The sequence below is a fragment of the Bacillus sp. FSL E2-8887 genome (assembly GCF_038007205.1).
Classification (GTDB): Bacteria; Bacillota; Bacilli; order Bacillales; family Bacillaceae_G; genus Bacillus_A; species Bacillus_A mycoides.
Map to the genome: position 1 here is coordinate 810,532 of NZ_JBBOWS010000001.1, position 13,236 is coordinate 823,767.

Annotated in this window: 10 protein-coding genes and 1 riboswitch; of the genes, 9 read left to right on the top strand and 1 reads right to left on the bottom strand. The window is 34.6% G+C overall.

Translation table 11 applies throughout. The features are described 5' to 3' along the window. Positions 1-167: 167 nt before the first annotated feature. Positions 168-311: a sporulation protein YjcZ gene (locus NSQ08_RS03965; protein ID WP_100248471.1), complete on the bottom strand. Its 144-nt coding sequence runs from the start codon at positions 309-311 to the stop codon at positions 168-170. Between the two features lie 156 nt (positions 312-467). Between NSQ08_RS03965 and NSQ08_RS03970 the strand changes: the two genes are divergently transcribed. From NSQ08_RS03970 to NSQ08_RS04010, 9 genes are all read left to right on the top strand, one after another. After that, the gene (locus NSQ08_RS03970) at positions 468-1,052 is read left to right on the top strand and encodes a TetR/AcrR family transcriptional regulator (protein WP_002087159.1); all 585 of its coding nucleotides are present in this window, start codon (positions 468-470) and stop codon (positions 1,050-1,052) included. Between the two features lie 2 nt (positions 1,053-1,054). Continuing rightward, entirely contained in the window at positions 1,055-1,225 is a 171-nt protein-coding gene (locus NSQ08_RS03975) for a hypothetical protein (RefSeq protein ID WP_002011131.1), read from the top strand. Between the two features lie 83 nt (positions 1,226-1,308). Beyond that, entirely contained in the window at positions 1,309-1,785 is a 477-nt protein-coding gene (locus NSQ08_RS03980) for a PH domain-containing protein (protein ID WP_002087158.1), read from the top strand. After that, entirely contained in the window at positions 1,778-3,217 is a 1,440-nt protein-coding gene (locus NSQ08_RS03985) for a PH domain-containing protein (protein WP_002087156.1), read from the top strand. The genes NSQ08_RS03980 and NSQ08_RS03985 overlap by 8 nt, the downstream gene beginning before the upstream one ends. Positions 3,218-3,418: 201 nt before the next feature. Next, complete coding sequence (locus tag NSQ08_RS03990; protein ID WP_061674025.1) at positions 3,419-4,072, top strand: DUF975 family protein; 654 nt, start codon at positions 3,419-3,421, stop codon at positions 4,070-4,072. Positions 4,073-4,290: 218 nt separating this feature from the next. Next, positions 4,291-4,725, top strand: a complete 435-nt coding sequence (locus tag NSQ08_RS03995) for a hypothetical protein (RefSeq protein WP_002087154.1) — start codon at positions 4,291-4,293, stop codon at positions 4,723-4,725. Between the two features lie 9 nt (positions 4,726-4,734). Next, positions 4,735-5,001, top strand: coding sequence for a CPCC family cysteine-rich protein (locus tag NSQ08_RS04000; protein ID WP_340771812.1), 267 nt, complete (start codon positions 4,735-4,737; stop codon positions 4,999-5,001). Positions 5,002-5,418: 417 nt separating this feature from the next. Next, a complete protein-coding gene (locus tag NSQ08_RS04005; protein ID WP_002087150.1) occupies positions 5,419-5,955 on the top strand; it encodes a TetR/AcrR family transcriptional regulator in 537 nt (178 codons plus the stop codon). A 171-nt stretch (positions 5,956-6,126) separates the two neighbouring features. Continuing rightward, positions 6,127-6,219: riboswitch (cyclic di-GMP riboswitch) on the top strand. Positions 6,220-6,277: 58 nt separating this feature from the next. Next, complete coding sequence (locus tag NSQ08_RS04010; RefSeq protein WP_340771817.1) at positions 6,278-13,216, top strand: SpaA isopeptide-forming pilin-related protein; 6,939 nt, start codon at positions 6,278-6,280, stop codon at positions 13,214-13,216. Positions 13,217-13,236 lie beyond the last annotated feature (20 nt).

The window sequence follows — 13,236 nt, forward strand, 5'->3', positions numbered from 1 at the left end:
TAGATGAAGCATTATAAGAATACTGAAAATAGAAAGCGCTGGCTGTTAAATATAACCGGGGCTTTCTATTTTGTGTGCCCTTACTGGTGAAGAAACCTTAAGAAGGAAAATTTTAATCTCTGTTTCAGTTTTCTACGCTACTATAACTAACTGAATTGTGTCTTTTCTTAGAAGCTAAACACACTATAACTAGCTCCAATTATAATGAATACGATAAAGAGCAGAATGAGTAATAAAAGCCCACTACTACCGCTCTTACCATCTTTGCCATCTTCACCGCCGCCGCTACCACCTTTACCGCCAGATCCCATATGAAAATCCTCCTTATCGTTATACATTGTTTTTACTTTATATTTTTCTAGGTTCATCAAGAAGTTCCTTTTAAAACTCTAATTAACTTGCAAATCATTCATTTTCATTTTACAATTTACTTACCGACCGGTAAGTAAAAATAGAAGAGGTACAGTATGACAAAAAATTTACAAACATCGCAGCACATTGTAGATGCATCATTTAAACTAATGGCAGAGCATGGCATTGAGAAGATGAGTCTTTCAATGATTGCGAAAGAAGTAGGCATATCAAAGCCAGCTATTTATTATCATTTTCCGTCTAAAGAAGCACTAGTTGATTTTTTATTTGAAGAGATTTTTTCTGGATATTATTTCGTGGGTTACTTCGATAAGGAACAATATACGAAAGAAAACTTTGCAGAAAAGTTAATCGCAGATGGTTTACATATGTTATCGGAGTATAGAGGTCAAGAAGGCATATTACGCGTTATAAATGAATTCATCGTAACTGCGACGCGAAATGAAAAGTACCAGAAACGCTTATTTGAAATACAAGAAGATTTCTTAAATGGATTCCACGATTTATTAAAGAAAGGTGTGGAACTTGGTGTTGTGTCACAACATGCAACTGAAGAAAACGCGCATACGTTAGCGCTCGTTATTGATAATATGAGTAATTACATATTAATAGGATTCCAGTTAAAATATAAAGAAATTTGGATTCGAAATGTGAAAAACGTAATGAAGGAGGGGGAATAAAAATGAAAATGCAGAAAAACTGGTGGCTCGGTTTCCTTGGATTTGTGGGAGTGTATAAAATTCCAGGTATGATTGAAGCTTTCCAAGCGGATAAAGGTTGGCTCGCATTAATTAGTTTAGTTTGGCTCCTTTGGTTCGGATATTTTATTCCTGAGAAAAAAACGGATAAATAATAAATTTTCAATTTTATGTAAAGTTATGTAAAATATAGATTGAGACAATTCATATATTAGATTAATAGATTTGGAGTGGTTACATGGATCCATTGAAAAATGAAATTCATCCTGACATGGTCAAGGTGTGGAAAGTTCGTGCTGTAATTGAAGAAGGGATCGGTATTCTCGTCATTTTAGCTTACCTGTTCCTTATGATAAAGTTTGATTGGTGGGCGTGGATTTTGTATGTGATGGTTGGGTTAACAGTTGCGCTAGCACCATTTTCGTACTTTGTATTCCCGAAACTACGTCAGCGTTATTATAGCTATCAATTAAATGAAGAAGAGCTTGAAATTCAGCACGGTCTTTTCGTAGTAAAGCGCGTATTAGTACCGATGATTCGTGTACAGCACGTGACAATTGAACAAGGGCCAATTATGAGAAAACATGGATTAGCAGAATTACATATTTCAACAGCAGCAACTTCTCATAGTATTCCAGGCTTAACGATGTATGAAGCAGAAATGCTGAAAACGAGAATCGCAGAATTAGCGAAAGTGAGTGATGAGGATGTATAAGAGGCAGCATCCCATTACGATGTTATTAGAATTAAAAATAACAGATTTTATACCATTACTTATTTTCATGTTTAGTTTAAATGGAAAGTTCCCATTTTGGTATTTAATTCCCGCTGGATTCGGTTTACTTACTATTTTTTCAGCGTTTGAAAAATGGTATTACACAACATACTGGGTTGAAAATAACGTATTACATGTTAAACAAGGGCTCTTTGTGAAGAAGGAGAGCTACTTAAATAAAGAACGTGTTCAAACGATTAATACAAGTTCAAACGTGTTATATCAAATGCTCGGTTTAAAGAAAATTCAAATCGAAACAGCTGGCGGAGGCGATGATGCCGAAGTAAGCCTAGCTGGTATTACAGAAGATGAGGCGAAGGAGCTTATTTCCTTACTAAATGAGCCAACTCCAGAAGTAAAAGCAGAAGAAACATCAGAAGAAGTAGTAGAAAAAGAAGTTATGACAGAGGAAAAGCAAGCGACAGAGTACAAATTAACTTTGAAAGAAATTTTATTAGCATCTGTTACATCCGGTCAATTTGGATTATTATTCTCATTAATCTTTTTCGTGTATCACCAAGTAGATGAGTACATTCCGAAATGGATAAAAAATAGCGTAGAGTCGTATGTAATGGATCATGATATATACGGCTGGATTTACATGGTAGCTATTTTACTCGTCCTTTCGTGGATTATATCTACAATTGGTTACGCGTTAAAACATGGTAATTTCACAGTAAATCGAAAAAACGATGAAGTGCGTATTTCTCAAGGATTACTTGAAAGGAAAGAACTTGTACTAAAGTTACACCGCATTCAAGGGATTACGATAAAAGAAGGTATTTTCCGTCAGATGTTCGGTTATTGTGCTGTGCAAGTCGAAGTCATTCAAAGTAAGGGATTGGGAGAAGAGAAAGACAAAGTTACGCTGCATCCGATTATTCGAAAAGATCGTGTGCAAGAGTTACTCGCTCATTTACAATTGCCATATGAACTGAATACAAACATTATTTCATTACCAAAAGCAGCCTTGCGCCGTTACTTAATTGATAGTTTTATATTCTTCGCAATGCTAGCAATCCCGCTTACTGGAATAAGTATATACTTTGAAAAGTATTACATCATGTGGGCGTTGATTCCACTCGCGATCCTTATCTTTACACTTGGATACGGAACGTTTAAAACAAATGGTTACAGTGTAAATGGGGAGCAAATTACAATTGTGCATCGTAGCATTGGAAAACATACAGGACTTGTCAAAAGAAGACACGTCCAATCAATGGAAAAAACACAATCATATTTCCAGCGCCGAGCGGATTTATGTACGTATACGTTTTCTAGTGCATCATCGAATTATAAACTAGAGCATACGAGAGTAGAAGATGCGGAGAGAATGCAGGATTGGTATAAGAAGAGAATAAGTGAGGATTAAATGAAATGGCTTGCCTATATGAAAGGCAGGCTTTTTTGTTATGGAGAAATGAGTAGTTTGATTCATATATGGGTGCAAATACAGCTCACATTTCTCAATACGTATCAGAAAAAAAGGTAGTACCTTTCTATTTCAGGGAAATTCGTGAAATTTTTGATATAAATGGTATACTAATATAGAAATAATATTAGGAGGTTATATATGATAAGTCAGTTGAAAAGAGAAGCACTTGATGCATTAAAAGGAAAATGGGGATTAGCGGTAGGGGCAACCTTATTACTTGGAATCCTTATTGGAGCTGTTGAACTTCTAATTACAGGTGTTTTCTCGATGTTTTGGGGTTGGGAAGAAGCAAGTGATTCGCTTACAGTAAGTATTATTGCAATGCTTGTTATTGGTCCGTTAACAATAGGCGCCTACTATCTTGTTTTAAATGTAATCCGTGAGACTAGTGCTCGCATTGGTGATTTATTTAGATGGTTTAGCGATGGAAGTAAGCTTATGAAGTCGTTTTTAACATATTTACTAATGTATGTATACTTGATGCTATGGACATTACTTCTTATTATTCCGGGTATTATTAAATCATTTTCTTATTCTATGACGTATTTTATTTTGAATGATCGTCCAGAATACACAGCGAATCAAGCGATTACCGAAAGTCGCCATATGATGAATGGACATAAAATGGATTACTTTTTACTATGCTTAAGTTTCCTTGGCTGGTTCATTTTAAGTATTCTTACTTTAGGAATCGGTTTCTTATGGTCTGCACCTTATTTCTACGCGACATCGGCAGCATTTTATGAAGAGATTTCAAAAGAATATTATAAAAAAGAAGGTACTACCTTCTAATAAAACACCTAAACCACTTGTCCCCTAAAGAATATAGGGAACAGACGGTTTAGGTGTTTTGATATGTGTTCTGTTTTCGGGTTCACTTCAGGATAAGGTATAGGTTTTTATATAGAAATTATTCCCTCTATGTTTTATCATAGAGGGTTATTTTTTCATGTAAAAATGATAGAAAATAATGAATAATATATGTGAAGGGAAAAGTGAGGTGAGCATGATTGAGGAAATTTTTAATTCCGTATTCCCATTCTTTATTAAGCTTATTTATTTCAATGACGATAGTTCAAATATACGATGAGAAGGGGATTTTCGAAGGAGGGCTATTTTCTATTTTTACGAATCTTTTTATTGCTATGGCCAACATGTTGGCTGCTACTTTGATAATTGGAATCCCTGTTGTTTTAGTTGGCTGTCTTCTTGGGGAGATATTGTTTAGGTGTGTTATTTTACCTGTAAAGCTACATTTTATTCCATCCTTAATTTTATATATTCTCTTAGCTATAAGTATTGTTTTTGGTTATGAAGTTATATCTGACGGGTTCCCTACAATATATGAAAATACGCGTATTGTTGTAATGATGTACTTTATGGGACTAACTGTCATTTGCTCTATTACATTTTTAGTAAGCAGGACTACATATGAAGAGAAATAAGGTGATTATATGAAATACACTTGTCCATGCTGCGGATATAAAACGTTAGAAGAAGAACCACCAGGTACATATGAAATCTGTAACATATGTTATTGGGAAGATGATCCTGTTCAGTTTAACGATCATGACTTTGAAGGCGGAGCAAATGAGCCCTCGTTAAGACAAGCGCAGAGAAATTTCATTGCGTTTGGTGCTTGCGAGGAATGTTTCGTTGGATCAGTTAGAAAGCAGACTAGTGAAGATATGAAGGATGCTAGTTGGAGAGAAATTTGTTAAGTGGTTTATAGGTAGAAAATGTTATTACTTATAGAAAGAGAAGTAATAACATTTTTTATTTAGTGATTAAAGAATTGGCACCGTCTTATAAAATAAAACAATAAAGCTGATAGGGTGGTAGGAAGACCAGCGTCGAAAAATGCTTGAAAACTAAAGGATAGGAAATCGACTCGTTAAAATTGCATTTCACATTCATGGGAATATTAGGAATTTATATAAATGTATAGATGTATAGTCTACGGAGTGTATTTAATGTTATCATATTGGATGATATGGAAATTTTTAATAGAAGAAGCAACTAACAATTCAAATGTAATGAAGCCTATATTGAATAAAAAATATCTAGTAGTATTCAACAATATTAAAAATAAAATACGTATTTAGATAGAATTAGTAGAAATGAGGGTTTAAAAAGGAATGAACACGAGCATAACACGGCAAAAAATTTTAGCCGCCGCTTCTCAAATTGTTCAATTTAAAGGAGTGGCTAAGTTAACTTTAGAAGCAGTAGCAAAAGAGGCAGGTGTAAGTAAAGGTGGGTTATTGTATCACTTTTCAAATAAAGAAGCTTTAATAGAAGGCATGATACTTAAAGGGACAGAGGAGTATCATGGTGCTATTCATAATAAGGTAACGGAAGACACAGAGAAGAAAGGAAGGTGGGTTCGTTCTTTTGTAGAGGAAAGATTAAGTAATGAGAAAAGAACAGAAGAGTTGTGTAGTAGTATGATGGTAGCATTAATGCTAAAACCTGAATTACTTGAGCCATTACAACAAGCATTTCAGCAATTGCAAACTAAAATAGAAAATGATGGAATGGATTCTGTTTGTGCCACAATTATTAGATTAGCAGCTGATGGATTATGGTATTCGGAATATTTAGGGATCGGAAGACTAAGCCCTGAATTAAGAGAAAAAGTGATTCAAGCCCTTATTAATGCTTCCTATAAATAGAATATATAAACTATAGAATAAAAAATAATTCCCCATTGGTGTATTTAATCCGGCGAGGAATTATTTTTTTTATTAGAATAATAGAACAATTGTATAGGTGTTGAATTATAACCGTCCAGACGGTATAGTAATATTTGGTACAAGTGGAAAATGAAACAAAAAAAGAATAAAACATATTTTTAGCACACTATTCGAAAGGATAGGCCGCAAAGCTTAGAGTCTACGGTAATATATATTGGTTACTAAGATCGTCTGGTTGCACTTTTTGATGCAACCGGACGATCTTTTTTATTATATAAATATAATATTCAAGGAGGAAAATATGCAAGTGAAAATTACTAAAAGGCACATTTCAATGATTTCATTAGTTTTTCTAGTATTATTTTCAGTGCTGAATGTGTGGGCTCCAGTTATTCAAGCTGCTGTGATGAAAAGTCCAGTGGATGATATTAGCATTTCCCGTACTGATGGCACGACATCTGAACCATATCAGGCCTCAGATGGTATGAAAGTAGAAGTGAAGTGGTCAGCTAAAGAACAGATAAAGAGTGGAGATCAATTCACAATTGATATGCCAAAAGAATTTCGAAAAGATCTTATGAATCTGAGTTTTCCTTTAAAAGATGCTGAAGGAAAAATAGTTGGTACATGTGATATGAAAAATGGTCTATTGACGTGTACTATGGGTGATTATGTAGATGGAAAGAATAACATTAAAGGTTCTTTATTCGTAGAATTCTACTTTAATCTAGAAGCATATGATGGTGTCGAAAAAATCCCATTAGAATTTAACGTTGATGGTCAAATCGTAAATAAAGAAGTAAGTGTAAGTAATACGACAGAGAGACCGCAGCCGCAGCCCAATACAGATAATCTATTGAAATGGGGTTCTTATAATCAAGAAGATCCTTCAATTGCAGACTGGACGGTATATGTAAATGCAACTGGAACAGAAATGCAAGATCTTAAATTAACAGACACATTAGGACTTGGGCATGAATTAATTACAAATAGCTTAGTATTAGAAGAGGCTGTATTTGAAGATGGCTATGCACCAACAAATGCTAAGCCAGCAGATTTATCTAAAATTAAAATTAATGCAACGAAGACTGGATTTACAATTGAATTTCCAGACAGTTCAAAAGGTTATATTTTAAGATATAAAACAAAGATTACCAATCCCGCTGCAAAGCCTCATAAAAATACAGTGAAATTAGAAGGCAAAAATATTAAAACTGAAGAAAAAGTAGGAGAAGTATTCGTAAGTGGTGGGGGAGGAACCGGTTCAAGCGAAGATAATCCACCTAGTATTGAAAAGAATATAGTTGATGAGAATGGTAAGCTTGTAGAGAATCAGCAGTTAGCGCAAATGGATCAACCTATTCAATATCAAGTTGGTACACATATACCAAACGATCCTCCTAAATACACATCTATGGTAATTAGTGATGATTTAGAAGATGTATTAGAAGTATTAGAGGCAAAAGTGTATGATCAAAATGGCCAAGATATTACTTCTAAAGGAACACTAAAGATAGATAAACAAAAAAGTGAAGTAACATTTACGTTCGGTGAGAGTTTTGACTATAAGTCATATGAAGACCAGATAATTAACTTGAATATTAAGGCGAAAATTAAAGCTGATGCAGACTTATCTTCTTACGTAGATAAGAAGATTCCTAATAAAGCAGAATTACATTTTGATGATAAGAAATTAACATCAAATGAAGTAACGGTTACGCCGCCTGAACCTCCAAAAGACGGTACAGTAGCTATTCATAAAATAGATGCTGAGGATCCGACTAAAGAGTTAACAGGTGCCGAATTTGAAGTTCGAGATAGTGAGGATAAGGTTGTTGCAGTACTGAAAACAGGCGAAAAAGGTTTTTCAGCACCTCAAACTTTAGCTCCTGGGACGTATAAAGTTTATGAAAAAGTAGCACCTGAGGGATATCAAAAATTAACAAGTCCGGTAGAGGTTACGCTTCAAGCTGGAGAAACAAAAACAATTGAAATTAAAAATACCATGCAAAAGGGTCAAATTGAATTAAAGAAAATTGATTCGGAAAATGGTGGTAAAGCGTTAGCAAATGCAGAGTTTGATGTAGTAAAAGACGGTGTAGTAGTTGAACATATTATTACAGATAAAGACGGTAAGGCAATTTCTAAACCGTTAGCACCAGGAAAATATATTTTAAAAGAAACGAAAGCGCCCGAAGGATACCAATTAAAAGAAAAAGAGTTCGAAGTAAATGTAACAGGGGACGGCATATTCCCAATAACAGTAGAAAATGCAATGGTAGACAAAGGTAATGTAGAAATTACAAAAGTGGACAAAGAAAGCGGCGCAGTATTAGCGGGTGTCGAATTTGAAGTCCAAGATGAGAAAGATAAAGTGGTAAGAAAAGTAGTAACAGATAAAGATGGAAAAGCAAACGTTTCAGATCTATCAGTAGGAAAGTACAAATTAGTAGAGACGAAAAGCTTACCAGGTTACAAGAAACTAACAGAATCAGTATCATTTGAAATTAAAAAAGGTATGACAGAAGTTTTATCATTGAAAGTAGAAAATGAGCAGTTAGACAAAGGCTCATTAGAAATTACAAAAGTAGATAAAGACAGCCAAAAAGCATTAGCAGGCGTAGTCTTCGAAGTGCAAGATGAAAAAGGAAAAGTGGTAAAAAAAGTAACGACAGATAAAGATGGAAAAGCGAATGTCTCAGACTTATCAGTAGGAAAATACAAATTAGTAGAGACGGAAAGCTTACCAGGTTACAAAAAATTAACAGAGCCAGTATCATTCGAAATTAAAAAAGGTATGACAGAAGTCTTATCACTGAAAGTAGAAAATGAGCAGTTAGATAAAGGCTCAGTAGAAATTATAAAAGTAGATAAAGACAGCCAAAAAGCATTAGAAGGTGTAGTCTTCGAAGTGCAAGATGAAGCTGGAAAAGTAATAAAGAAATTAACAACAGATAAAAGTGGAAAAGCAAAAATTGCAGACCTATCAGTAGGAAAGTACAAACTAGTAGAAGTAGAAAGTTTACCAGGCTATAAGAAACTAACAGAGCCAGTATCATTTGAAATCAAAAAAGGCATGATCGAGGTACTATCATTAAAAATAGAAAATGAAATGGTAGATACGGGAAATGTAGAGATAACGAAGATAGATAAAGATAATAAGGCGCCGTTAGCGGGAGTAGCGTTTGTTGTCCAAGATGAAAAGGGCAATGAGGTGAAAAAAGTAACGACAGATAAAGATGGAAAAGCAAATGTTTCAGATTTACCTGTAGGAAAGTATGAATTAGTAGAGGTAGAAAGTTTACCTGGTTATAAAAAGTTGGAAAAGCCAGTGTCATTTGAAATTAAAAAAGGTATGACGAAGTCTTTAACATTTACTGTAGAAAATGAAATGGTAGATACAGGGAATGTAGAAATCACAAAGATAGACAAAGATAGTAAAGCACCATTAGAAGGTGTTGTGTTTGAAGTACGTGATTCAAAAGGGAAAGTAGTTACTAAAGTAACAACGGATAAAGATGGAAAAGCAAATGCTTCAGATTTATCTATTGGAAAGTATGAGTTGGTGGAGGTAGAAACACCAGCCGGATACAAACCACTAGAAAAACCAATTTCATTCGAAATTGAAAAAGGTAGAGTTACAGCATTACAATTAACTGTCGAAAATGAATTAGTGGATACAGGAAATGTAGAAATTACAAAAGTAGACAAAGAAAATAAAGATGCTTTAGCTGATGCCGTATTTGAGATTCAAGACGAAGCAGGACAAGTAGTCGCTAAAATAACGACAGATAAAAAAGGGCACGCACAGGTTACTAATTTATCAGTTGGAACATACAAGTTGGTAGAAGTAAAAGCACCAAAAGGATATAAGCAATTAGTAGATCCTATTACTTTCCAAATTGAAAAAGGTATGACAAAATCTCTTGCTTTAACAGTAGAAAACGAAATGTTAGACAAGGGTAATGTAGAAATTACAAAAGTAGATAAAGAAGGCCAAAAAGCATTAGCGGGCGTAGTCTTTGAAGTACAAGATGAAGCAGGCAAAGTAGTAACAGAAGTAACGACAGATAAAGATGGAAAAGCAAACGTCTCAGACTTATCTGTAGGCAAGTACAAATTAGTAGAAAAAGCAGGCTTACCGGGATACAAAAAACTAACAGAGCCAGTATCGTTCGAAATTAAAAAAGGTATGACGAAAGTTTTATCATTGAAAGTAGAGAACGAACTGTTAGATAAAGGTTCAGTAGAAATTACAAAAGTGGACAAAGAAAGTGGCGCAGTATTAGCGGGCGTAACCTTCGAAGTGCAAGATGAAAAAGATAAAGTAGTAACAAAAGTAACAACAGATAAAGATGGAAAAGCAACAATTTCAGATTTATCAGTAGGGAAATATAAGCTAGTAGAGGTAGAAAGCTTACCAGGATACAAAAAACTAGCGAAACCAGTATCGTTCGAAATTAAAAAAGGTATGACAGAAGTCCTATCATTGAAAGTAGAGAACGAAAAGTTAGATAAAGGTTCAGTAGAAATTACAAAAGTAGATAAAGACAGTCAAAAAGTATTAGAAGGCGTAGTCTTCGAAGTACAAGATGAGCAAGGAAAAGTAGTAACAGAAGTAATGACAGATAAAGAAGGAAAAGCAAAAATCTCAGACTTATCTGTAGGCAAGTACAAATTAGTAGAAAAAGCAGGCTTACCAGGATACAAAAAATTAACAGAACCAGTATCATTCGAAATTAAAAAAGGTATGACGACAGTCCTATCAATGAAAGTAGAAAATGAGCAGTTAGATAAAGGCTCAGTAGAAATTACAAAAGTAGATAAAGACAGCCAAAAAGTATTAGCAGGCGTAGTCTTTGAAGTACAAGATGAGCAAGGCAAAGTAGTAACAGAAGTAACGACAGATAAAAGTGGAAAAGCAAACGTCTCAGACTTATCTGTAGGCAAGTACAAATTAGTAGAAAAAGCAGGCTTACCAGGTTACAAGAAGTTAGCAGAACCAGTATCATTTGAAATTACAAAAGGTATGACAGAAATTCTATCATTAAAAATAGAAAATGAAATGGTAGATACGGGAAATGTAGAGATAACGAAGATAGATAAAGATAATAAGGTATCGTTAGCAGGTGTAGTCTTCGAAGTTCAAGACGAAACTGGCAAAGTAGTAACAAAAGTAACAACAGATAAGGAAGGAAAAGCAAACGTTTCAGACTTATCTGTAGGAAAGTACAAGCTGGTAGAAGTAGAGAGCTTACCAGGATACAAAAAATTAGAAAAGCCGGTACCATTTGAAATTACAAAAGGTATGACAAAATCTCTAGCGTTCACTGTAGAAAACGAAATGGTGGATACGGGGAATGTTGAAATCACAAAAATAGACAAAGATAGTAAAGCACCATTAGAAGGTATTGTATTTGAAGTACGTGATTCAAAAGGGAAAGTAGTAACAAAAGTAAAAACGGATAAAGATGGAAAGGCAAACGTTTCAGATTTATCTATTGGAAAGTATGAGTTGGTGGAGGTAGAAACACCAGCCGGATACAAACCACTAGAAAAACCAATTTTATTCGAAATTGAAAAAGGTAGAGTTACAGCATTACAATTAACTGTCGAAAATGAATTAGTGGATACAGGAAATGTAGAAATTACAAAAGTAGACAAAGAAAATAAAGATGCTTTAGCTGATGCCGTATTTGAGATTCAAGACGAAGCAGGACAAGTAGTCGCTAAAATAACGACAGATAAAAAAGGACACGCACAAGTTACTAATTTATCAGTTGGAACATACAAGTTGGTAGAAGTAAAAGCACCAAAAGGATATAAGCAATTAGTAGATCCGATTACTTTCCAAATTGAAAAAGGTATGACAAAATCTCTTACTTTAACAGTAGAAAACGAAATGTTAGACAAGGGAAATGTAGAAATTACAAAAGTAGATAAAGAGAGCCAAAAAGCATTAGCGGGCGTAATTTTCGAAGTGCAAGATGAGCAAGGAAAAGTAGTAACAGAAGTAACGACAGATAAAGAAGGAAAAGCAACAATTTCAGATTTATCTGTAGGAAAGTACAAATTAGTAGAGAAAGAAAGCTTACCAGGATACAAAAAATTAACAGAACCAGTATCATTTGAAATTACAAAAGGTATGACAGAAGTTTTATCAATAAAAGTAGAGAATGAATTATTAGATAAAGGTTCAGTAGAAATTACAAAAGTAGATAAAGAGAGCCAAAAAGCATTAGCGGGCGTAGTCTTTGAAGTACAAGATGAAGCAGGCAAAGTAGTAACAGAAGTAACGACAGATAAAGATGGAAAAGCAAAAGTCTCAGACTTATCTGTAGGAAAGTACAAATTAGTAGAAAAAGCAGGCTTACCAGGTTACAAGAAGTTAACAGAACCAGTATCATTTGAAATCAAAAAAGGTATGACGAAAGTTTTATCATTGAAAGTAGAGAATGAACAGTTAGATAAAGGTTCAGTGGAAATTACAAAAATGGCTGCTGAAAGCAAGAATATATTATCAGGAGCTGTGTTTGAAGTTCATGATGAAAAAGGTAAAGTAGTAGCGAGAGTAACAACAGATAAAGAAGGAAAAGCAAAAGTCTCAGATCTATCTGTAGGTAACTACACACTTGTAGAAGTAGAAGCACCAAAAGGATATGAAAAATTAACTAATCCAATTCCATTTGAAATCACAAAAGGAATGATAAATTCAGTTCAATTAGAAGTATTAAACGAATTGAGTCATTTAGCACCACCAGGTCCAGAAAAACCAGATCCAGAGAAACCGGAAAAACCAGATCCAGAAAAACCGGAAAAACCAGATCCAGAGAAGCCTGGAACAACAGATCCAGAGAAGCCTGGAACAACAGATCCAGAAAAACCGGAAACAACAGATCCAGAGAAGCCTGGAACAACAGATCCAGAGAAGCCTGGAACAACAGATCCAGAGAAGCCTGGAACAACAGATCCAGAAAAACCGGAAACAATAGATCCAGAGAAGCCTGGAACAACAGATCCAGAAAAACCGGAAACAACAGATCCAGAGAAGCCTGGAACAATGAATCCAGAGAAGCCTGGAACAACGAACCCAGAGAAGCCTGGAACAATGAATCCAGAGAAACCTGAAAAAGAATTACCGAAGACAGGGCAGAAAATGCCTGTGGAACCATATATGGGAGCACTTCTTGTAATGATGAGTTTTGGATTACTCGTATTAGGTAGAAAACAGCAAAGATAATAAAAGTGAAAAGGTATCCT